The sequence below is a fragment of the Duganella sp. S19_KUP01_CR8 genome, assembly GCF_036688705.1.
Taxonomy (GTDB): Bacteria; Pseudomonadota; Gammaproteobacteria; order Burkholderiales; family Burkholderiaceae_D; genus Rugamonas.
Genome location: NZ_JAQQPR010000012.1, coordinates 113574 through 136450 on the forward strand (window position 1 = coordinate 113574; position 22877 = coordinate 136450).

Here is a 22877-nt window from a genome sequence, read left to right on the forward strand (position 1 = left end):
GCCCATCACCTCCGACACCTCATGCCGCCAGTCCCGCCACTTGAAATCCACATCGTCCTGATGGTCGCCGCCGCCGGTCTCATGGCCGGCGTTCAGAATGCACTGGCCGGAGGCGGCTCGTTCATCACCTTCCCCGCGCTGCTGCTGGCCGGCCTGAATCCATTGGCCGCCAACATGACGTCCACCATCGCGCTGTTCCCCAGCCAGATCACCTCCGCCTACGCCGGCCGCAAGCTGGCCGGCGATGTCGGACCGCTGACGTTCAAGCAGATGCTGATCATCAGCGCCATCGGCGGCATCTTCGGCGCCATCCTGTTATTGAACACGCCGCCGTCGTTCTTCGCGCGGCTGGTGCCGTGGCTGGTGCTGTTCGCCACCAGCGTGTTCGCGTGGGGCAGCTTCCGCAAGAAACCGCTGCACGCGGCCGGCAGCATGCCGCGCTGGACGCTGGTGCTGGTGCAAAGCTGCATCGCCGTCTACGGCGGCTACTTCGGCGGCGGCATCGGCTTTCTGATGCTGGCCGCGCTGACCATCGCCGGCCAGCAGGTGCGCACCGCAGCCGCCACCAAGAACGTGCTGGCGATGGCGATGAACGCCGCCGCCACGCTGATCTTCGCCACCTCCAGCTTGATCAGCTGGCCGGCCGCGCTGGCGTTGTGCGCCGGCGGCATCGCCGGCGGCTTGTGCGGCGGATGGCTGGTTCACCGCCTGCCGGAAAAAGTCATGCGCGGCTTCGTCGTGATCGTCGGCGCCGTGCTGACCATCTGGATGTTCGTCAGAACGTAGCCTTCAATGTCAGCCGCAAGGTGCGCGGCTCCACCGGATGGTAGTGGATGTCGTTGACGCCTTCCGCCGGCTCGCCCTGCAGGCGCGAAGGATAGTAGTAGTCCACGTCGCTGGCCTTGCGGTCGAACAGATTGAAGACATCCAGCGACACCGCCCAGCGCCGGTCGATCTTGTAGCCCACCCGCGCATACGCAATCGCCGTCGTCGCCGAACGCTGGCTGTTATCCTCGATCAGCGGACGCGGACCGAAGTAGCGCATCTGGAACGCGCCGGACCACGGACCGATATCGGTGATGGTGGCGCCGAACGAAGCCACCTTGCCGATCGCGCCCGGAATGTAGTCGCCCACGTCGTCATGCTCGGTGTAGTGCGCGCGCGAGTAGGCCAGGTCCAGGTCGAACAACAGCCACGGCGTGGCGATGTAGTGGTTGTTCCACTCGATGCCCGAACGGTAGCTGCCACGGCTGGCCGCCGTGTCGCCGGCATCGCCGGAGAACACCAGCTCGGACGCCGAACGCAGCTTCCACAAGGCCATCGAACTTTGCAGGCCGGGCACGATCTCCGTGCGCACGCCCAGTTCCGCGCCGCGCGTCTTGACCAGCGGCGTGACCGGGTCGATCGGCTCACGCTCCTTCGGCGTCAGGTGCACGGTGGTGCCGCGCGCGTCGTTGCTGTGGAAGCCTTCGCCATAGTTGATGAAGAACTCCGTCTTGGCCCACGGGCCCAGCACCACCGCCATCTTCGGCGACGTCATGCCCTCGCCGACCTTGCCGGTGTTCTCGGCGATGTTGCTGTTCACATCGAAGCGGTAACGGTCATAGCGCAAACCGGCCGTGGTGCGCAGCCACTCGCGCCACTGCACAGTGTTCTCGAAGTAGACCGAGGCATTCGCCTCCTTGACCTTCGATTCCGTGATGGTGCCGGTGATCTGCCGCTTCACGGTGCTGTACAGCGCCAGCGGCGACAGGTAATCGTAACGCCCCTGCACGCCGACCTTGTTGTTCACTTCCAGCCCGCCCCACTTGCCGAACCAGGTCTGCGCCACGTCGAAGCCCGTCATGCGGCGCTTCTCGGTCTGGCGCGACTGGTCGCCGTTGACCGGATCGTCGAGGAAGTAGGTGAAGTCGTTGTACAGGTCCAGGCTCGATTGCACCACGTAGGCATTGGCCTGCAACAGCGTGTCGCTGCTGCGGCGGCGCAGCGTGGCGGACAGGCTGTAACGCGAGGTGATGCCGCCGTCGCTGGTGTCGATGGCGCCGTAGGGACTGATCTCGCCGCTCTGCACCGCGCGCAGCGGGATCTGGTTGCTGGCATACCAGCCGCCCTTGTAGAACATGCCGGTGACGCTGAACTGGTTGTCGCTGCCTCCCTGGCTGTAGCGCAGCACGCCCAGGCTTTTGTGGAAGGCTTCCGGGCTGACCCACGGCCCGTTGTTGTGGCCCAGCTCCGCGCCGTAGACCAGGTTGCCCTCGCCCAGCGGCGTCGAACCGGTCAGGTTGGCGCGGTAGTACTGGTGCCCGCCGGCCGTGACGCTGGCGGTGTTTTCCTTCAGCTTGTTCGCCAGCCCCAGGTGCGCCGCGCCGGCCGAAGCGAAGTCGCCTTCGTCCGCGTAGTACGGCCCCTTTTTGTAGTTGATGCGGTCCACCAGTTCCGGCATCAGGAAATTCAGGTCGGTGTAACCCTGGCCGTGCGCGTGGGTGCGCATATTGACCGGCATGCCGTCGATGAAGGTGGCGAAGTCGGTGCCGTGATCGAGGTTGAAGCCGCGCAGGAAGTACTGGTTGGCCTTGCCGTCGCCGCTGTGCTGCGTGACGATCACGCCAGGTACGAACTCCAGCAACTCGCCGGGCCGTAGCGCCGGACGGTTGGCGATCAGCGCCGCAGTCACCGAGCCCTGGCTGGCGGCGCTGGACGTGCCGACGCCGTTGTCGTAGTGGCCGCGCACTTCCACCGCAGCCATGGCGGTGGGCGCGGCCCCGGTGGCCTCCTCGTCGGCATGCGATGCAAGCGGAAAAACGGCCGCCAGCGCGACGATGGATTTTACGATCATAGGTACTCCTTCAGCTTACTCAATTTATTGCGACGGCCGATGTAGCCGACTCCGATCAGCGCGGCGGCCAGCGCCAGCAGCGCCAGCGTGCCGACGGTCTTCTGCACCGGCGTCAGGTTGGCCAGCGTTTGCATTTCAAAGCCATTGACCTTGGCGTCGGCAGCATCGGCCTTGGCCTTCGGCGCCGGCTCGGCGGGTTTGTTCTTCGCGCGTGCAGGCACGGGCGGCGGCAGCTCCTGTGCCTTGGCCTGCAATGCCTGCAAGTCCGCCACCGCGTTCTGCATGGCGGCATCGGTCTGCTGCTGCGTGGCCGACGGTGCGGAAGGCTGCGCGGACGGCGCCGCGCCACCGGCCCGGCCGGCGGCCGCCGCACCGCGCGCTACCGCCGCGTTGGTGCCGACGTTGGGCACGAACTGCCCACTGAACTGCGGCGCGATCTTCATCGTCGCCTTGCTGCACGAATCGGCGCTGCACGACACGCCGGCATCCTTGATCGCCTGCGCATTCTGTTGCGTCAGTTTTTCGCGCACCGCGTCGCTCGGCTTCCAGTAGCCACGTTCGATCGCGCTCAGCATGCGGTCGGTGATGGCCTGGAAGGCGCGCAGGTTGCCGCTGCTGGCGAAGCGCTCGCGCACCTTCAGGCCGTGGCGGTCTTCCACATAGGTGTCGTACATGCGCTGCCATTTGCCGCCGTCCACCACTTCCGGCACGGTGACCTGCCAGGCCCACAGATAGTCGACCACGCGGTTGATGTAGCGCGCGCCGGAATAGCCTTCCTTCAGCATGCTGTCGGCCCAGCGCGGGTTCAGGTAGCGCGCCTGCATCTCCTGGCCCATGTACTGCTCCAGCGTCTTGTGGCCCGGCTTGCGCGGGTTGGACAGGTCGCTGACCATCACCTCCGGCGTCTTGCCGTCCACGCTGCGGATCGCCATCGCGGTGCCGCCCAGGTACTGGAAGAAGTCGTCGTTATCCAAGGTCGCGAACAGATTGCTGGAGCGGCTGTGCAGCGCGATCTTGCTGCCGCTGATGGCCTGTTTGAACAACTCGCGGCGCTGGCCGGGATCGGCCTTGTCGTCGCCCCAGTAGCCGGCGCCGAACGGATGGCTCATGCGGTTGATGAAGACGTCCGCCACTTCCTTCTCGTTCTGCCAGGCGTTGGTCAGCGGGATCAGCTTCTCGATCTGCGTGCCGTAGGCGCCGCTCGGCAGGCCGAAGATCCGCACGGAGGCCATGCGCTGCGCCTCTTCGGCGGAGATGCCGCTGGCCTGCAAGGCGGCCACGGTCTTGCGGCTGTGCGCCTGCATCACGTTGCCGTCTTCGCCGGGGCCGTTATCGTCCTGCTTCTGCGCCAGTTGCGCGGCCTGGTCCATCAATGTCAGCAGGTTGCCGAACAGGTCGCGGAACAGGCCGGACGAGATCAGCGTCACGTCCACGCGCGGACGCCCCAGCTGCTTGCGCGTCAGCGCCTCCACGCCGGTCACGCGACCACGCTCGTCCCACGTCGGACGCACACCCATCAGCGCCATCGCCTGCGCTTCCATGATGCCTTCGTGGCGCGAGGTTTCGACGCCCCACAGGTTCATGCTCAACTTGTCGGGCCAGGCGCCGTGGCGCTTGCGGTAATCCTCCGCCAGTTGCTGCGCCAGTTTGTAACCGGCTTCGTAGGTGGTCTTGCTTGGAATGCGCGACGGATCGAGGCCGAAGAAATTGCGGCCAGTCGGCAGCGCATCCGGATTGCGTACCAGGTCGGCGCTGGCGCCGGTCGGGATGTAGCGGCCGGACAGCGCCTGCATCAAGCGCTCCAGTTCCAGCCCTGCGCTGCGCTCGATATCGTTTTCCAGCTGGGCGATACGCTTGGTTTTCTGCTCCGCCGTCGACGTGGTGTCGAGGCTGACCACGGCGCGCGCGGTGGCGTTGCGCAGCTCCGGCTTCGGCGCCACGCCGAAGGTATGCAGGCCGAACGGCGTCAGCTTGCTGCCGGTGTCGTCCAGGTATTCCTCCAGCCCTTCCATGTCGGCTTCGGTTTTGAGCTCGGTCTTCTTCATGTCCTTCAACACGCCGCTCTTGGCCGCCAGGCGGTTGATCGCGGTCAGGTGGCTGCGCGCCAGCAGCGGGCTTTTTTGCTCGGCCACGCGGTAGTCGTTCAGCAGCGCGCCCAGTTCGCGCAGGTCGGGATTCAGGCCGGCCACGTCGAACGGTGGCGTCATATGGTCGATGATGACGGCCATGCCGCGGCGCTTGGCCTGTATGCCCTCGCCCACGTCGTCCATCACATACGGGTAGATATTGGGCATGGCGCCGATCAGCGCCTCGGTCGGATCGCTCTCGGACAAGCCAGCCTCTTTACCGGTCAGCCATTCCTGCGTGCCGTGGGTGCCGATGTGCATGACGGCGTTGGCCTGGAAGCCCTTTTGCAGCCACAGGTAGAACGCGATGTATTCGTGCGACGGCGGCATGCTGACTTCATTGTGCAGCTTCTCCAGGTTCTGCTCCCACGCGCGACCTGGCTGCGGCGCCATCAGCACATTGCCGAAGCGGCGCGCCGGATAGACGAAGAACGGCTCGCCCTTGGCGTTGCGCCACAGGACAGGCGCGTTCTCCGGCTTGCCCCAGGATTTTTCTATCGACGTCCGCAGCGGCTGCGCCAGCGTGGCGAACCATTTCTGGTAGTCGGCCAGCGGCACCAGCAGCGCCTGGCCGCTTTCGGCCAGATGCTTCAGGCCCGCCATGTAGTCGCCCTTGGACTTGCCTGGGTAGTTACCCCACTGCTGGATTTCGCCTTGCAGCTCTTCCTGCGACGGCGGCAGCGCGGCGCCGGTCTGGTAGCCTTCCTGCTTCAGGCGCTGGACGATCTGCCACAGGCTCTCCGGCAGCACGTTCAGGTAGGCCGCGCCGATGGTCTCGGAACCATGCGGATAGTTAAAGTACAGCATGGCGATGCGTTTGTCGCCGTTGGCCTTCTGGCGCAAGGCCAGCCAGCTGGCGACGCGCTCGTTGAGGCGTTCGATGCGCTCGGGGATCGGCGTCTCCTCCACGTAGGCCAGGCCGGTCTGCGCATCGCTGATGCGTTCGCGGCTGGCGACCACGGTCGGCTGGATCAGGCCCGCCACCTCGGCGCCGGCCAACTGCCAGGTGCGTTCGATGATATCGAGGCCGATCTTCGATTCCTGCCACTGCGCCAGCGATTGCTGGCTCAAGGTGATGGCGTTGATCGCCGGGACGCCGATCTTGTCCAGCAGCGCGCCGGTGTTGGCGGTGCCGCCCACCTTCATGCCCAGCGCGACGATCAGCTCGACGCGGCTCTTGCCGTTTTCGTCCAGCAGGAAGCGCAGCGGCACGTCGTACGGATAGCCGAACACCGGCAGCACGTTGTAGCCGCTCGCTTCCAGCCGCGCGACGATAGCCGCCAGCGGCAGCGTTTGTCCCGCCACCAGGCTGGCGCGGTAGAACGGCACGGCGATCCACGGCGCGCCGGCCTTGTAGTTGGCGTAGCCTTGCAGGTACTGCTCGTAGCTGCTCGATGTGCGGTTGGCCGCCACGTCGTACAGGCCCACTTCCGGCATCGCATGCACCGGCGCGACGGCTAGCCTGGAACCAAAGTGGTTGCGCAGGATGTAGCGCAGCAGGTTGCCCATGTTCTCCACGCCGCCTTCGCTGTGGTAGGACTGTATGGTTTTATCGTCGCGCACACCCTGCTCGCGCAGGCTGTCGTCGATGGCGCCACCGACCGCGAACACCGGACGGCGCGCCTTCTGCAAGGCCTGCAGTTCGGCGACCAGCGCCACCATGGCCTGGCGGCCCTTGGTATTGACGATCGCCACATCGGCGCCGGTCAGGGCCGCGCGGTCGGCCGGCGTCATGCCGTTGGCGGGGATGATGCGCACGGCGACGTTCAGCTCCTTCAACTCGGCCTGCAGGCCGCGCACCGCCAGCACGGCGGGACGCGATTCGATATCGCCCAACATCAGCGCCAGCGTGCGCGGCGCCTGCGCCGAGTGCACATAGCCGCCGATGCACAGGGACGCCAGCAACAGCAGCAGCGCCCATAATTTTTTATTCCGGTACATACACGACCTTCCCGTCCGGCAGTTGATACGCGGTGCCCAGGCGTTTGCCGGAGCCCGACAGCGGCTTGTCGCTGACTTTGCTCACCTTGATTTCGGCGCCCTTCTTGGTCAGCACCTCGACATGACCGTCGGCGCTTTTCTTGGCGATGGTGACTTCGGAGTTCGGATCCAGCAGGTCCATCATGTTCCAGGCCGAGAACAGCGCCAGCATCATGGCGACGATGAAGACGATGCTGGCGTCGAACAGGTTGGCGACGCCCGCCAGCGGGTCTTCGTTATGCTCGCCGATGCGGCTGTAGCGGTGGCGGTTCATATAGCGCATCTCAGGCTCCCGCGCGCACCAGGTGCGGCTTGTGGTCTTGCGCCGCGAGGTGGGATTCGGCGGCGTAGGCGATCTCGGTCAGGTCGCTGCGCAGCCAGTGCTCGCGCACCAGGCTCAATACATAGGCGCTGACGCTGCACGCCAGGCCGACCACGGTGGCGGTGAAGGCGGTGGTCATCGACTCGGCCATCTTCGGCAAATTGCCCTGCGCGAGGCCGGCCAGCGAGATCCCCATCGGAATCAGGGTGCCCATCAGCCCCAGCGCCGGGCCGACGCGCACCACGAAGCGCACCCCGTCCAGGCGGCGCACGCCGTTGACGTCGGCGCGCTGCACCAGCCGCTCAAGGCGGGCGTCCAGTCCCGGCTCGCCTTCCTGCGCGGTCAGCACGGCGGCCATCTCCTGCCTGGCGGTGGCGACCAGCACGCGCACGCCGCGGCGGCGCTCCAGCCATTCGGCGCCGAAGGTGCCGAAGCACACCAGCATATGCAGCACCAACGCTGCGATCCCCAGCAGCACGGGCAGATACAGGATGGTGGAAATGGAGTACAGCAGTGTCTCGATGGAGTGCACGGCCGCGTCGGTGGGCAGGTTAAACATGGGCTGGTCCTGTAGGCAGAGAGGGGAAATCGGGGCGCAGGCGTACGCGAACGGCGCGTGCGCGAGGCACGGCCGCCAGTCGGCAAGGCCGTGGCGCGCAAAATCGATGCATAGATGTAGATCGAAACAGATGCAAGCCGCTCACTTCCCCGTGAGCGGATTGAACAGAAATGCCTGGGCACTTCCACCTGTCCTGGCCGGTATCCGGGCTGGCAAGCGACACCGCCTGACCTTCCCATGCGACTGCACAGTGGTTTGAAGAGGCGGATTTGTCGTCAACGACGACGCTTGTTTACCGTTGCGGGGGCAGCACATGTTGGCTGGCGTGGCCAGCTTCATGTTTCCCGTTTAACTGCGCGTCTGGACAGACGCGCGGGCACCAAAACCGGGCGATTATACTTAAAATCCGGGGTCAGGTCCCCCATTTATTCATCAGCTCGGTTGTTCAACCGAGCTGATGAATAAATGGGGGACCTGACCCCGGGTTTAACTGGCCAGAGTTTGGAGAATCGGGCAGTCGGGGCGATGATCGCCGTGGCAGCAGCCGGCCAGCGTTTGCAGGGTGTCGCGCATTTCGGTCAGCTCGGCGATGCGCTGGTTCAGCTCCGCCACGTGGCCCATGGCGATGGTCTTGACGTCGGCGCTGGCGCGCTCCTTGTTCTGCCACAGCGACAACAGGTCGCGGATCTGGTCCAGCGAAAAACCCAGCGAGCGTCCGCGCTTGACGAAGCGCAGCGCGTGCAGGTCGTTGTCGCCGTAGATGCGGTAGCCGGCGTCGCTGCGTTTGCCGGGCGGGATCAGGGCGATGCTTTCGTAGTAGCGGATCATCTTGGCCGAGACGCCGCTGGCGGCCGCCGCTTGTCCGATGTTCATGCTGTTCCTTTCAGGTGGTCCGGCTTCCAGCGGCGCAGCAGCAAGGCGTTGCTGATCACGCTGACGGAGCTGAGCGCCATCGCGGCGCCGGCAACCATGGGGTTGAGCAGGCCGAAGGCGGCCAGCGGTATGCCGACCAGGTTGTAGATGAAGGCCCAGAACAGGTTCTGGCGTATTTTGCTGTAGCTGCGGCGCGAGATCGAAATGGCGGCGGCCACCAGCGCCGGATCGCCGCGCATCAACGTGATGCCGGCGGCGTGCATGGCGACGTCGGTGCCGCTGGACATGGCGATGCCGACATCGGCGGCGGCCAGCGCGGGGGCGTCGTTGATGCCGTCGCCGACCATGGCGATGCAGGCGCCGCCGGTCTTCAGGCCGGCGACGGTGGCGGCTTTGTCGGCGGGGAGCATGTTGGCGATGATGCGGCCGATGCCCAGTTCCTTGCCGACGGCGTCGGCGCTGCCCTGGTTGTCGCCGGTGAGCAGGATGGTCTGGATGTGCATCGCATGCAGCGCTTGCAGCGCGGCGCGGGCTTGCGGTTTGATGCGGTCGCCGAAGGCCAGCAGGCCCAGTAGCTGCGCGGGCTGCGGCGCGCTTGAAGCGGCCAGCCAGGATATCGTCAGGCCTTGCCGCTCCAGTTCCGTGGCGCGGGCGCCCAGCGCATCCAGCGCCACGCCCTCCTCCCGCATCAGCCGCGTGCTGCCCAGGATCAGGCGCGCGCCGTCGACGATGGCCGCCACGCCGCGGCCGGGCAAGGCGGTGACGCCGGTGGCGCTTGGCGCGACGGAGGCTACGCCGCTGCCGGTGGCAGCATGCGCAGTGGCGTTGGCGACGCTAGCCGTGCTGGCACGCGCGGCGGCGGCTTCGGTGACTGCGCGGGCCAATGCATGTTCGCTGCCGCGCTGGATGGCGGCGGCCAGTTGCAGCAGCCGTCCTTCGTCGATGCCGGCCGACGCCAGCGGTTCCAGTGTCATCAGCGACGGCTTGCCCTCAGTTAGCGTGCCGGTCTTGTCGAAGGCCACGGTGGTGATGCGGTGCGCCAGCTCCAGCGCTTCCGCATCCTTGATCAGTATTCCGTAGCGCGCCGCCACGCCGGTGCCGGCCATGATCGCGGCCGGCGTCGCCAGCCCCAGCGCGCAAGGGCAGGCGATCACCATCACCGCCACCGCATTGATGATGGCCCGCTCGGCATCGCCGCTCGCCAGCCACCAGCCGGCGAAGGTCGCCACCGCCAGCACCAGCACCACCGGCACGAACACCGCGCTGACGCGGTCCACCAGATGCTGCACCGGCGCCTTGGCCGCCTGCGCGTCCTCCACCAGGCGGATGATGCGCGCCAGCGTGCTTTCTGCGCCCACCGCCGTCACCCGCACCAGCAACAAGCCTTCGCCGTTGATGGCGCCACCCGTCACATGGTCGCCGGCGTGGCGCGCCACGGGCAGGCTTTCGCCGGTGATGAGCGCCTCGTCGACATGGCTGGCGCCCTCCACCACTACGCCGTCCGCCGCCACCCGCTCGCCGGGCCGCACCACCACCAGCTCCCCCGGACGCACGTCGGCGATCGGCACTTCGATATCCTGCGCGCCGCGCCGCACCCGCGCCGACTCCGGCCGCAGCACCTGCAAGGCGCGGATGGCGGACGTGGTCTGGCGTTTGGCGCGCGCCTCCAGCCATTTGCCCAGCAAGATCAAGGTGATCACCACGGCCGACGCTTCAAAATACAGATGCGGCATGGCGGACGTCGACGCCAGCAGCTGATAGACGCTCAGGCCATACGCGGCGCTGGTGCCCAGCGCCACCAGCAGGTCCATATTGCCGCTGCGGGCGCGCAGCGCCAGCCAGCCGGCGCGATAGAAGCGGGCGCCGAGCCAGAACTGCACCGGCGTCGCCAGCAGCCATTGCACGCGGCCGTCCAGCATCCAGTGCAGGCCGGCCAGTTCCAGCAGCATCGGCAACAGCAGGGGCAGCGACAGCACGGCCGCCAGCAGCACCGCGCGGCCGCCGCCCGGCCCCGCCAGCGCATGATGGGCAGGCGCAGAGGCAGGCGGGGCAGCGGACGGCGGCAGCTCGGGCGTGGCCTGGTAGCCGGCCTTGTCGACCGCCTGCACCAGCGCCGCCACATCGAGCGGCCGCGCCGATTCCACCCGCGCCGTTTCGGTCGCCAGGTTGACGCTGACCTTGTCCACGCCCGGCACGGCCGCCAGCACGCGCTCGACGCGACCCACGCAGGACGCGCAGGTCATGCCTTCGATTTTGATCGACAGTGTTACGGGAATAGCGGAAGTGGACATGACCAACCCAATGGACGACTCAATGACAGTAGCATCAAGTATCCCACGATGGGAAGGTCAAGTCCTTTTCGTCGGTGCGGCCAGGCTTAGCGCACTTCGCAATCGATGGTGTTCGACTTGTTGGGGCCGGTGCTGGCCGCCGGGCCGGTGCTCTGGCTGAACGCCGGCGGCGGCGTGAACGGAATGCCCGGATTGGCCGGCAGGATCACCGGCGGCGTCCTGAAGCTCGGCGTGTAGCCGAACTGGCCGGCGCTGAAATTGGCCGTGCCGGACGGGTTGGTCACATGGATCAAGCCGTCGAGCACCTGCACGTACAGGCCCGGCGCGCGCGCAGCGGTCGGCGACGGCAGCGTCAACTGCGCCAGCATCAGCGGTTGCACCGGCGCGGCCAGCTGGTCCAGCGCGGCGGTGCTGGCCAGGTTGTAGGCCAGGCGCGAGGCCACCGCCTCCTCGCTCGGCTCGACGATGTCGGCGATGAAGGTGGTGCCGCGGATGCCGATGGTGGCGCTCGGCGTCTTCATGGCGAACTTTTCCTTGTTGCGCTTGCCCAGCAGGCCGGTGACCGAGCGCAGGCCGCCCTTGACCAGGCTGAACGAGGCGCTGTCGGCGTCGGGCTTGCCGGCGTCGTAGCTGAAGTCCTCGACCTTGAAGGTGGTGCCCGGCTTGAGCGTGATCTCGCTGTTGTCGATGAATTTCACCATGGCGTAGGTGTTTTTCTCGGTCACCAGCGTGTCGCCGCTTTCGACTTCGGAGCGCATCGACAGGATGCGCACCACGCCGCCGGCCTTCTTGGCCAGCAGCGGCCCGCTCAGCTGCACGATGGTGCCCGCCACTTGCGCGGCCCAGCCCGCGCTGGCCATGCCGCACAGCGCCAGCAACAGCAAGCCCTTGAACAGGGCCCGGACGACGATGGAGTTAGTTGGCTGTGGCATTTTCATTTCCAGTACATTTCAGGGTGAACCGCACGCGGTCAGTACGCCAGTCCCAGACGCAGGTGCAGGCGGCTGGCGTTGTCGCGGCCGGTCGCGCCGGCGCGGACCACGTGGCCGAAATCGAGTTGCAGGTTGACGTAGGTGGACAGCACGAACCGCGCGCCGACGCCGGTGCTGGCGATGGTGGTGCTGGTCAGCTCTTCGGGCAGCGCGTGGTTGCGCTTGGCATAAGCGGTGTCGTAAAAAGCCAGCAGGCGGCAATTCCAGCCGGCGTGGGTGCACAGGTTCGGCGTGTAGGCTTCCAGGTTGACGCCCAGGCCGGAGTCGTTGGAAATCTCGCGCTCGATGAAGCCGCGCACCGAGGTCGCGCCGCCGGCGCCGAATTGCTCGCCGGGGATCAGCGCATCGCTGCTGTACTGGCCGTTGAGGATGGCGCGCAGCTGCCAGTCGTTGGCCAGCGCGCGGGTCAGGCTGCCGGCCAGGCGCAGCATGGTGTAGTCGGCCTTGGCGCCGGCGCGGGCCGCCGTGAACGCGGCCTGGTCGCCCTTGGCGCCGCCGGAGATATTGCGCAGCAAGGTCAGCTGGCCGCTTACTTCGCCCTGCTTGATCGGCAGCGTGCCCTGGTAGCTGATGCTGAGCGGATGCACGGTCACATCGTTGCCCAGCTCCTGGCCCTGCAACTGCACGCTGCTCTTGAAGGCCTTGTAGTCGACGCCGTAGCTCAGCTTGGATTCCAGCTCGCCGCGCTTGGCAAGGCTCTGGTTGTAGCGCGCGCCGTACACCGCGCCCTTGCCGCTGACGGCCAGGTTGACCGCGCCGGCCGACACGGTGCCGGAATCGACGTTGGAATAGCTGGCGAAGAAGTCCAGCGAGTCGCCCAGCGCGTACAGCGGAATATGGTAGCCGGCGCCATACACCTTGACCCGGCCCGGCTCCTCGGCCGAGGTGGTGTACTGCAGGGAGGCCAGGTGGTCGCGATTGAACAGGTTGGCGTTCTGCAGGATGAAGCCGACATGGGTCTTGCCGGTCTGCTGGGTGCCGGTGTTGTCGGCGTTGACCATGGCCTTCCAAATGGACTGGTCCTTGACGTCCAGCACGGCGTCGACCTCGTCGTCCTTTTCGCCGCTTTGCAGCTTGAGCGTGACTTCCTTGGCGGGGCTCTCGTTGCCCTGCTTCAGGTTGGCCGAGACCGCCTTCAGGTCAGGCGTGCGGCCCTCCTGCAAGGCGGGCAGGCTGCGGCGGATATTGTTCTCGTCGAAGTACAGATTGTTCTTCACACTGATGCGGCCGATGCGCGTTTCCACCACCCGCAGTATCACCACGCCGCGGTTCAGCTCCTGCTCCGGCAGCTCGATCGTCACCACGTTGTAGCCGCGCTCGTGGTAGACCGCCTCCAGCGCTTCCAGCGCCCGTTGGACGTCGCCGAAATCGCGCTCCTTGCCGACGAACTTGGCCAGCAGCGCATCGACCTGCGCCGGCGGCAACAGGGTGTTGCCCTTGACCTCGAACCGGGAAATCTCGAAACGGATGGCGGCATTGTCATCCGCCGGCTGGGCCGCCCAGGCCGAAGTGACGGCGGCGGCAAGAAGGGAACCTGCTAATAGGCGCGTTAAGCTATATCTCATGGGTTCGCTCGTAGTATGGGGCGCGTGGAATTTTCCACGCTCTTCTGATGCTAGCATAGCCCTTATATACAATGCCTACTTGAAAGATTGAAATTGATAGTGCTGCGGCCGAGTGTTGGATTTCAGCTCACAAACGGGGCCGTAACATCGACGGCCCCGTGCTTCTCGGCTCGGCATCAGTTGCAATACATCTTCTTGGTCGGCTCGTTTTTGCTGGCGGTCAGTTCGACCTTGCCACTGGACTTATCCTTATCGTCCGGCACTTTGTCGTCCGGTTTGGTGGTGCCACCGCTGCTGCCGGTCGACGTGCTGGCGACGCTGGATTCCGGCGGCGTCGAAATGAGCGGCTTGGCCGGGCCGCCTTGCGTGACGGTAGTGACGGTATTGATGATGTTGACCGTGCTGTTCAGCGCCTGAGCCACCGGCCCGGATGAATGGCTGTCAACGGGTGCCGGGACAGGCGTCGGCACCGGCGTTGGCACTGGCGTAGGCGTTGGCACTGGCGTAGGCGTTGGCACTGGCGTAGGCGTTGGCACTGGCGTAGGTACAGGGGTAGGCGTTGGCACCGGCGTTGGCACCGGCGTCGGCACCGGCGTCGGCACAGGCGTTGGTGTTGGCGTTGGCGTTGGTGTTGGCACAGGCGTTGGCGTTGGCGCCGGTGTCGGCACAGGCGTAGGCGTAGGCGTTGGCACGGGCGCAGGCGTTGGCGCAGGCGGTGGTGGGATGGAACCGCCCGAGTTAATGCTTGGTATCGTGCCGCTACCCAGCGTGACCGATGTGGCATTCACCGAGCCGAACGGCGCAGCCAGGGAAACCGGCGCACCGTTGCTACTGATCGTGGTGGCGCTGCCGACGGTGATGTTACCGAAGGTGGCGACCGCCGAAATGCTGCCGCTCGGCGAGGTCACGTTCAACAAGCCGCCCAGCACGATGTTGTTGGTCGCCGCCATGTTGATCGAGTTAACCGCGTTCAGTTGCGATCCCCCCTGCAACGTGATGTTGGTGCTGGCCGACAGCGCGATGTCGTTGCCGATCAGGCTGTCGCTGACGGTGATCGGACTGTGCGCGGTGATCGACACCCCGCCGTTGTAGGCATGGATGGTGCCGCCGGTATGGATGCCGCCGTGGTTGTCGATGACGATGTTGCCGTTGTGGGTAGTCAGGACGCCCAGCGCCAGCTCGCCGCTGTCGACGGTGTTGTTGAGCTGGAGGTTGCCCTGGTAATTGCTGGCCGTGAAGGCGTTAACATGGTTGCCGCTATTGGTCAGCGCGATGCCGTTATACGCCATCGCATGCAGGCTGTCGGCCGTCAACGCACCGGTCTGGCTGATCGATCCGCTCTCGCCAGCGTTCAGCGTGATGCCGTTCTGCGCGCGTACATTGCCAATCACAATATTGCCGTAACTGTTGACGTTGAACGAGCCGCTCATGTTGATGCTGCCGTTGGTCTGCGTCAGGTTGTTGACGGTCAGGTTGGCGGCGCTGTTGGTGCCGCTCAGCACACCGCTGGCCAAGGTCAGGTAGCTGGCCTCCATGGCGCCGTTCAGCACCAGGCTGCCGCCGTTCAGATTGAGCGTGGCGCCGGTCAGATAAGACTTGCCGCCGGTGCCGGTGACGGTCAGCGCACCGCCGGTCAGCGCCAGCTGGGTGCCGCTGCCGACCGCCATGGTCGCCAGCGTGGTGTTGCCGGCGCTGGCGTCGTAGGTGATGGTGCCGGCGCCGCTGCCGATGGCGGCGGCCAGCACGTTGGCGCCGTCCGGCGCGATGCTGTCGACCCAGTTGCCGGCGGCGCTCCACAAGCCGCCGCCGCTGCCGCTCCAGGTCGACACCGGACGCGCGGTGATCGTGCCATGCACGCCGGTGCTGGTGTTGAGCGTGTAGTTGCCGGCGTCGGTGCCGGTGAGGCTCAGCGTGCCGCCGCTGGCGGTGACGGTCTTGCTGACGCCGACGTTCTTGTCGGCATAGTTGAGGCTGGCGCCTTCGCTGACGAACAGCGAGACCGAGTCGAGCGGGCCTTCCGGCATGCCCAGCACGCCGGTGAGCGTGGCGCCCTCGGTCGTGGCGATGGTGCTGTTGTTGTACTGGCGGCTGGTCAGGGTCGCCGTCAGCGTGGCCTTGGTGATGTCGGCGGTCAGCCCGGTCGGCAAGCCGGTCACCGTATAGTTGCCGCCGTCGGTGCCGCCCAGCGTGAAGCCGGTGGCGGTCACGCTCTTGCCGGTGCCGGCGTTGCGGTTGTTGAAAGTACCGCTGCCGGAAGCCAGGGTGACGACGTCGCTGCCGATCACGCCGGTCACTACGCCGCCCGCCACGTCCAGGGTCGCCAAGGTGCCGTATTGGCCGGCGGCCGGGTTCCAGTCCATGTTGTACACGCGGCTGTTGGCTGTCACATTGCTGACGCTCAGCGGCGCCTTCGAGATCTCGGTCATCAGGTTGCTCGGCGAGACCAGCTGGTAGTTGCCGGCATCGTCGCCGCTCAGGCCGAAGTTCCCCAGCGCCACCAGCACCAGCTTGCTGGCACCGGCGTTCTTGTCCTGCAGCGTGGCGGTGCCGGAACCGGTCAGCGTCACGTCGTCGCCCGAGATGGCGGACACCGAGGCGGTGCCGTTGAGCGTGATGGCGGTGGTGCCGTCGTAGGTGCGGCCGGTGGCGCTCAGGCCGCTGATCGGCAGGTTGGCCTTGTTGATCGTGCCGGTGCCGGTGATGTGGCCGCCCTCGTCCGTATCCAGCGTGTAGTTGCCGTGCGGGTTGCTGGTCAGCGTCGGGCTGGTGACGGTGATGGTTTTGCCGGTGCCGGCGGTCTTGCTGGCAAAGTTGAAGGTGCCGCTGATGCCGGGCGTGTCGCCGTTCACCGTGTTGCCGTAGCTGATGGTGTAGGCGCCGTCGGAGGTGCCCTGCTCCAGGGTGGTCAGGCGGTCGTAGGTCTTGCTGGCGTTGGTGACGGTGGCGGTGATGTGGCGCGGCGTGACGATCAACTGCGTCGAAGCGTCATAGATCACATCGTACTTGGTCGAGTACAGGCCGTCGAGCTTGTGGGTGCCGGCATTCACTTCGTCGCTGTAGCTCAAGGTACCGTCAATGTCGGCGTGGCTAAACGCCTGCGAGTAGACGTACGGCATGGCGTCATACACCTTGCTGCTGCCGCCGCCGGTGACGGTGATCGGCGTCAGGAAGCCGCGCAGCATCGGCAAGGTGTGGCCTTCATACATGCGCCACACCGACGAGTTGCCGTCGAAATCGAGACCGCTGAAGCTGGCCTGCTGCATCATCTGGGTCGAGTTCAGGCCGACGGCGCCGGCGCTGTCGCTGGCAGCGCCGGTGCTCAGGAAGAAGCCGCCCGTCACCGAGCCGCCGTTGGCGCCGTCGCCGACCAGCGCGTCAACCACGTCGGTGGCATTGGACTTGACATTGCCGCTGCTGTAAGCGGCGTTCACGGTCCCGTACATCGTATTGCCGCCCAACAGGCCACCGGTGCTGCCGGTGCTGCTGGAGGTAGTGCCGGTCACGTCGCCCTGCACGTAGGAGTTGCTGATGGTGCCCTGGGAATAGCCAGCCAGTCCGCCGATGTTCGAACCATTGCCGATCACGTCGGACTCGATCGCCACGCCGCTGACGGTGCCGCCCATATTGATGCTGCCCACCAGCGCGCCGGTGTAGCTGTTGCCCTCGACCGTGGCGCCGCTCAGCTTGACGTCCTGTATCGTGCCCGAACCGAGCACCGAGAACAAGCCGACATGGTTGCTGGCGGGGCGGTAGATGGTCAGGCCGCTGATGGTCTTGTTGTTGCCGTCGAAAGTGCCGGCGTAGGCGTAATCCAGGCCGCCGATCGGCTTGAAGCCGGCGTAGATGTCGCCGCTGGAGTGATTCCAGTGCGCCGTCTGGCTGGCGTCGATATCGTTGTCGAGCACATAGGAATGGCCGGTGGACGCGGACCCCACCCCTTGCAGGCCGTAGACATCGGCCAGGTGGAAAGGCAAGCTCGTACCATTGCCACTGACGGCGCGCACGAAGCTGCCGCCGGTGATACGGAAATCGGTGGCGCAGAAGCTCGGCAGGGTACCGACCTGCGACCAGGCGCCGGCTTGCAGGTCGAAGATGCCGTTGACGGTCACGCTGTCGGTGGCGGTAATGTTGCTGCCGGCGTTCAGCGCCAGGCCGCCGGTGCTGACCGCCGCCTGCAGCGCGATGCTGCCGGTGCCAGCCAGGCTCAGACTGTTGGTCAGCGTCAGCGGCTGGCTGACGACGATGTCGCCCGCGGCGGAAGGCTTGGTCGTGTTGAGGTACAGCACACCGGTGCCGGTGTGGGCGCTGGCGAGGTCGGCGTTGGTGAGCGCCAGCGTGTCGCCCGGATTGCCGGTCGCGCCAATATCGATCGTATTGCCCGTCTGCAGGCTGACCGCGCTGTTGCTGGTGTTCAGCGTACCGTCCGCCAGCGTCATCTTGCCGGCGAGCAGATTGATGTTGGCGCCCGATGTGACGCTGCCGTTGTTGGTGATGCGGTGATTGCCGTTGGACAGTGTCTGCAGGCTGATCACGCCGGTGTTGGCGATAGCGGCGCCGCTGTTGATGAGCAGGTTGCCGCCACCGGTTTGCAAGGTCAGCGTACCGGCGTTCTGGCCCCCCGTCAGATCCAGGTTGCCGACCACCGTCAAGTCGCCGGCCCCGTTGCCCGGGCCGCTGGACGTCCCGCCGACCACCAGCCAGCCGTTGGCCGGCAGGCTCACCCCGGCCAGCTCGGCCTGGCTCAGGCCCAGCACGCCGGTGCCGTCGGTCGCGCCCACGCCCACTTGAACGTTGGCGCTGTTGGAATAAGGCGTCAGCAGCACGCCGTGCGTGGTGGTCGCTGACAGCATGCCGTTCAAGGTCATGTTGTCGGCCTGCACGGTGATGTTGCCGGCGGAGGATCCGACGGCGACGCTGTTGTTGATCGTCGCCACGCCGTTGGACTTGGTCGAAGTCAGCGTCATGTTGCCGACGCTGCTGACGTTGCCGCTGACGATGAGGTCGCCGTTGTTGGCAATCGCCGCCAGCGTGCCGCCTGCGCTGCTGGCGCCGAGATTGACGTTGACCGCCGTCAGCGCGATATTGCCGTTGGTCGTTTGCAGCGACGCCGTGCCGCCGATGGTGTTGTAGTCGTTGTCCATCTTGATGTCGGTGAGGGCCATCGCGTTGAGACTGTGGATGGTCAGCGCATCGATGGGCTGGGTCGACTGGTCGATGGTGCGGCCAGAGGTCAGCACCAGATTGACGCCGGTGCCGGTGATGGGCGCCTTTAACTTGATATCGCGGTCGGCATTCAGGGACAAGGTGCCGGCGTTGGCGAAGACCAGCGCACTCGCCACCGTGATATCGCCATTGCCGGTGCCCGATGCGTTGGCCGTGCTGATGGTGACGGTATTGCTGTTCAGCGCACTTTGCAGCGTAGTCGTCAACAGCAGCGAATCCACCACCGCGCCGGTCTCCAGGAAAGGTCCGCTGCCCGTCAAGGTTCCGAAGCCGGTGGACGACATGCCTTGGGTGATCGCATCGACGCTGCTGGATGCGATATACACATCGCTAGGATCGAGCAGCAGCTTGCCGGTCGCGCCCTTGGGCGCGCGGGTGTCGACCGTGCCCTGCATGTCGAGGTAGTGGCCGGAGGTTTCGACGAAGCCGCCGTTGCCGCCGGCCGCGCCGCCGCGCGCCGAGATGCTGCCGAACATCTGCGTGGCCTGGTCGCTCCAGACGATCACCTTGCCGCCGTTGCCGTTGTCCGTGGCGTCGGCCTTGATCACGCTGTCCTTGCCCACATACGCTTGCTGGGCGTTCTGCACCGCCGGGTTCTTGCCCTGGTAATCGCCGCCGACCAGCACCGTGCCGCCGCCGGCCGCGCCGCTGGCGTCGACCACGGCGTTGCCGGTCAGGCCGACCAACGGGCCCAGCAGTTGAATGTCGCCGCCGGTGTTCAGGTTGCTGCCGGTGGCGGTGGTGCTGCTGCCCGCCTCCACCAGCGTGGCGCCGCTGGATTTCAGGATGATCTGGCCGTTGGCGCCGCGCACCGCGCTGTTGGCGTTGATGCCGCCGCGCTGGCTGACCAGCGCGCCATACACGCCGACCCGCCCGCCTTGCGCCACGATCTGCCCCAGGTTCAGCGCCTGGTCGGCCGGCGCCGACACCACCACCTGCACATTCGGATCCTTGGAATCGAACAGCTGCACGCTGCGGCCTGCCGCCAGCACCACGTCGCCGTTGGGCGCCGAGATCACGCCGCTGTTTTCCACCGACGGCCCGACCAGGAAGATCTGGCCGCCGGCCGGGGTGGTGATCGTGCCGGCGTTGCTGACCTTGCCCGCCGCGGCGTCGCCGCTGAAGTTGTTTTTGCCGGCCAGGAAGTCGGCGTTCGAGATCGCCAGGCTGGAGGCCACCAGGCCGTTCACATCCACACGCGAGCCGGCGCCGAACATCACGCCGTTCGGATTGATCAGGAACACCTTGCCGTTCGATTGCAGCGAGCCGAGGATCTGGCTCGGACTCTGGCCGGTGATGCGGTTCAGCACCTTGCTGTCCGCGCTCTGCTGGATGAAGCGGGTGATCTCGTCCGACGCCACCGAAAAACTCTGCCAGTTGATGATGGTGTTGGGCGTGTTGGTGATCGAGTAGGTCTTGCCCTGCAGGTTGAAGCTGGCCTGCCCCGCCACCACGGTCGGGCTGACCGGAGCGGCCTGGGCGCCGGCGTAGCAGGCGGCCACCAGCACGGCGATCAGTTTGCGGCGCAGCGGCGCGGTGTGTGCGCGGCGTTGTGGGGAGCGGCTGGTCTCGGCTTTCATAACGGCATCCTCTATCCGGTGTGGATCTGGGCCCGCGCGCCCCGGTGCGCCGCGAGTCGGTGATTCAGAATTGTTGGTGGTCCGAAGGGCTTGAAAGCGCCCGCAAAAGCATAGCCACAAGGAAACTAATATTCCTCTCAGTGTAGCCTTCTTTGCTCAGGCCGCCACTTTTTTTTCCTGCTTGTGGCTGGATTGCGCTTTTTTACTTCGCCTTCAAGATTGAACTTTTTTGCTATTTGGTTTCAAACGTGGTAACGCCGTCCCAGTCCACGCCGGGAGGATGAGCTCGGTAATATGCGATGCGCTCAGTATATAAGGAATACAGGCTGCGGTCAGGCAATAATGTCTTTAAATCAATAATTATTGCCATTGCTTGATCCCACTGTTGCGCGCGCACGGCAGCCAGCGCCGAATGCCAGCGCTCCAGCTCGCTGCGGGCGGCCGGATCGAGATCTTTTTCCAGCGCGATCGGCTCGAAAATCGCCACCGGCTCGTTCTTGCCCTTGACCCGCACCAGGTCCAGCTCGCGGTAGGCGTATTCCGGCGCGGCGGCGCGGGTGGCTTCGCCGACCGTGATGCCGACGCCGTACACCTTGGTGATGCCTTCCAGCCGCGAGCCCAGGTTCACGGCGTCGCCCATGACGGTGTAGGCGCGGCGGATTTTCGAGCCCATGTCGCCCACGTGCATCAGGCCGGAATTGAGGCCGATGCCGATCTTCAGCGGCGGCCAGCCGCGCGCGATGAAGTCGTCGTTGAGGCGGTGGGCGGAAGCCTGCATCAGCAGCGAGGTGGCGACCGCGCGGCTGGCGTGGTCGGCAAACGCCACCGGCGCGCCCCAGAAGGCCATGACGGCGTCGCCGATGTACTTGTCCAGCGTGCCCCGGTGGCTGTCGCGGATGTCTTCCGACATCGCCGTCAGGTACAGGTTGATGTATTCGCGCAGCTGCTTGGGCGTCAGCCCTTCGGAAATGGTGGTGAAGCCGCGCACGTCGACGAACAGCACGGTCAGCTCGCGGCTTTCGCCGTCCATATTGTATTTTTCGGGATCGTCGGCCATCTCGGCCACCAGCTCGGGCGCCACGTACTCGCCGAAGCGCGACACCAGCGCCTGCCCTTTCCTGACCTCGAAGAAATAGCCCCAGGCCACGTTGAGCACGAACACGGCGGCGACCACGATCAGCTGCATCGCCAGGTTGTAGATCAGGTCGAGCGAGGTGTATTCGTAGTAGTTCAGGCCGAAGCTGGCGGCCAGCACCAGCACGCCCAGCAGGATGGAGCGCAGCGGCGACAGCGCGGCCAGCGCAAAGCTCAGCACCAGGCCGATCGCCAGGATCTGCCCGGCCTCCAGCGCAAACGCATAGTAGGGCCGCGACTTGAAGCGGTTGTCCAGGATGGACTTGATGATGTTGGCGTGGATTTCCACCCCCGGGTATTCGGCCTTGACCGGCGTGGCGCGCAAGTCGACCAAGCCGGGCGCGGTGGTGCCGATCAGCACGGCCGTGCCTTTCAATAGCTCAACCGGCGCGCGCCCGGTCAGCACGTCCGCCGCCGACACGTAGCGGAAGGCGCCGCCGGCCGGGCCGCCGGTGCCGCGGAACTGCACCACCGTGGTCATCGCCTCGCCGACCGGGATCACGCGCTGCTTGCGCTCCGGCAGCAGGATGGTCAGGGCGTCGTAGCCGCCGCTGTCGAGCTGGTTCTGCGACAGCTGGTCCACCGATTCCGTCAGCAGCGGCTTGATCGCCCGCGCCCCCAGGTACAGGCCGGCCGTGGCCACCGACAGCGAAGGATAGTATTTGTCGCCGACCTGCTGGATCAGGTAGGCCGAGCGGACGATGCCGTCCGGATCGGTGGAGACGGAAAAACTGCCGCCGCCGGCCGCCGCCCGTTGCAGCACCGGCACGTTGGCCTCGTAGCCGGGGGCGTTGTAGGCGGTCAGTTCGCGGCCGTTCAGGTCCTGCTCGGTGAACAGCGGCTTGGGCAGCTCGCCCTTGACCTGGTCCGGCGACAGGTTGAAGCCCAGGATCACCGGCTGCCCGGCCAGCGCGGCGGCGAACAGGCCGTCGTAGTCGAGCGCCGGCTTGAGCTCGGCCAGTTTCTGCCTGAGCGCCGGCACGTCGCTGAGCTCCTTGTTGGACAGTTTCTCCAGCACGCCGTAGCCGGAACTGGTGTCAGGCTCGGGGAAGGAGATATCGTAGCCGACCGCCTTGACCTGGTAGCGGCCGGTCAGCTGCGAGATCAGCAGCGCCTGGATGTTGCGGCTCCACGGGAAGCGGCCGAACTCGGTCAGCGCCTTGCCGTCGATGTCGACGATGACGATGCGCGGATCCAGCGTCGGCGCCTCCAGCTTCATGCGTTCGCCGGCCAGCAGGTTGTCGAAGCGGGCCACGGCCTCGCTCTCCCAGATGTTGAGCGAGTACAGCACGCCGGCCGTCGTGATGAGCACGCCAAGCAGCCAGCGCGGGCCGTACTTCAACAGGGTCTTGGTCCACTTGGCGGGGATCAGGCGCACGCGCGCTCCTTCCGGGGG

At 66.1% G+C, this 22877-nt stretch carries 11 protein-coding genes and 1 riboswitch; of the genes, 1 reads left to right on the forward strand and 10 read right to left on the reverse strand.

The features are described 5' to 3' along the window. Positions 1 to 21 precede the first annotated feature (21 nt). A complete protein-coding gene (locus V6M89_RS14070) occupies positions 22 to 786 on the forward strand; it encodes a sulfite exporter TauE/SafE family protein (protein ID WP_332853755.1) in 765 nt (254 codons plus the stop codon). Here the strand turns inward: V6M89_RS14070 and V6M89_RS14075 are convergent. From V6M89_RS14075 to V6M89_RS14120, 10 genes are all read right to left on the reverse strand, one after another. Beyond that, positions 776 to 2836, reverse strand: a complete 2061-nt coding sequence (locus V6M89_RS14075) for a TonB-dependent receptor (RefSeq protein ID WP_332853756.1) — start codon at positions 2834 to 2836, stop codon at positions 776 to 778. The two genes, V6M89_RS14070 and V6M89_RS14075, sit on opposite strands and share 11 nt — an antisense overlap. Continuing rightward, positions 2833 to 6903 carry a cobaltochelatase subunit CobN gene (locus V6M89_RS14080; RefSeq protein ID WP_332853757.1) on the reverse strand — a complete coding sequence of 1357 codons (4071 nt, stop codon included), beginning with the start codon at positions 6901 to 6903 and terminating at the stop codon, positions 2833 to 2835. Before V6M89_RS14080 ends, V6M89_RS14075 begins: the two co-directional genes overlap by 4 nt. Continuing rightward, positions 6890 to 7225 carry a DUF2149 domain-containing protein gene (locus V6M89_RS14085; protein ID WP_116990142.1) on the reverse strand — a complete coding sequence of 112 codons (336 nt, stop codon included), beginning with the start codon at positions 7223 to 7225 and terminating at the stop codon, positions 6890 to 6892. The genes V6M89_RS14080 and V6M89_RS14085 overlap by 14 nt, the downstream gene beginning before the upstream one ends. Position 7226: 1 nt before the next feature. Next, on the reverse strand, positions 7227 to 7823 hold the full coding sequence (locus V6M89_RS14090) for a MotA/TolQ/ExbB proton channel family protein (protein ID WP_332853758.1): 597 nt from the start codon (positions 7821 to 7823) through the stop codon (positions 7227 to 7229). A gap of 178 nt (positions 7824 to 8001) precedes the next feature. After that, positions 8002 to 8222: riboswitch (cobalamin riboswitch) on the reverse strand. 87 nt (positions 8223 to 8309) lie between these two features. Continuing rightward, positions 8310 to 8696: a Cu(I)-responsive transcriptional regulator gene (gene cueR, locus V6M89_RS14095; protein ID WP_332853759.1), complete on the reverse strand. Its 387-nt coding sequence runs from the start codon at positions 8694 to 8696 to the stop codon at positions 8310 to 8312. Beyond that, entirely contained in the window at positions 8693 to 10987 is a 2295-nt protein-coding gene (locus V6M89_RS14100) for a heavy metal translocating P-type ATPase (RefSeq protein ID WP_332853760.1), read from the reverse strand. The genes cueR and V6M89_RS14100 overlap by 4 nt, the downstream gene beginning before the upstream one ends. 86 nt (positions 10988 to 11073) lie before the next feature. Beyond that, a complete protein-coding gene (locus tag V6M89_RS14105; protein ID WP_332853761.1) occupies positions 11074 to 11919 on the reverse strand; it encodes a FecR family protein in 846 nt (281 codons plus the stop codon). Positions 11920 to 11957: 38 nt separating this feature from the next. Then, positions 11958 to 13544 carry a ShlB/FhaC/HecB family hemolysin secretion/activation protein gene (locus V6M89_RS14110; RefSeq protein ID WP_332853762.1) on the reverse strand — a complete coding sequence of 529 codons (1587 nt, stop codon included), beginning with the start codon at positions 13542 to 13544 and terminating at the stop codon, positions 11958 to 11960. A gap of 176 nt (positions 13545 to 13720) precedes the next feature. After that, complete coding sequence (locus tag V6M89_RS14115) at positions 13721 to 20347, reverse strand: YDG domain-containing protein (protein ID WP_332853763.1); 6627 nt, start codon at positions 20345 to 20347, stop codon at positions 13721 to 13723. 232 nt (positions 20348 to 20579) lie between these two features. Then, positions 20580 to 22859 carry a CHASE2 domain-containing protein gene (locus V6M89_RS14120; protein WP_332853764.1) on the reverse strand — a complete coding sequence of 760 codons (2280 nt, stop codon included), beginning with the start codon at positions 22857 to 22859 and terminating at the stop codon, positions 20580 to 20582. Positions 22860 to 22877 lie beyond the last annotated feature (18 nt).

Excerpts from the sequence above, each read along its gene's own strand:
- V6M89_RS14070 (WP_332853755.1), top strand. The coding sequence starts at position 22 with ATGCCGCCAGTCCCGCCACTTGAAATCCACATCGTCCTGATGGTCGCC.
- V6M89_RS14075 (WP_332853756.1), bottom strand. The coding sequence starts at position 2,836 with ATGATCGTAAAATCCATCGTCGCGCTGGCGGCCGTTTTTCCGCTTGCA.
- V6M89_RS14080 (WP_332853757.1), bottom strand. The coding sequence starts at position 6,903 with ATGTACCGGAATAAAAAATTATGGGCGCTGCTGCTGTTGCTGGCGTCC.
- V6M89_RS14085 (WP_116990142.1), bottom strand. The coding sequence starts at position 7,225 with ATGCGCTATATGAACCGCCACCGCTACAGCCGCATCGGCGAGCATAAC.
- V6M89_RS14090 (WP_332853758.1), bottom strand. The coding sequence starts at position 7,823 with ATGTTTAACCTGCCCACCGACGCGGCCGTGCACTCCATCGAGACACTG.
- cueR (WP_332853759.1), bottom strand. The coding sequence starts at position 8,696 with ATGAACATCGGACAAGCGGCGGCCGCCAGCGGCGTCTCGGCCAAGATG.
- V6M89_RS14100 (WP_332853760.1), bottom strand. The coding sequence starts at position 10,987 with ATGTCCACTTCCGCTATTCCCGTAACACTGTCGATCAAAATCGAAGGC.
- V6M89_RS14105 (WP_332853761.1), bottom strand. The coding sequence starts at position 11,919 with ATGCCACAGCCAACTAACTCCATCGTCGTCCGGGCCCTGTTCAAGGGC.
- V6M89_RS14110 (WP_332853762.1), bottom strand. The coding sequence starts at position 13,544 with ATGAGATATAGCTTAACGCGCCTATTAGCAGGTTCCCTTCTTGCCGCC.
- V6M89_RS14115 (WP_332853763.1), bottom strand. The coding sequence starts at position 20,347 with ATGAAAGCCGAGACCAGCCGCTCCCCACAACGCCGCGCACACACCGCG.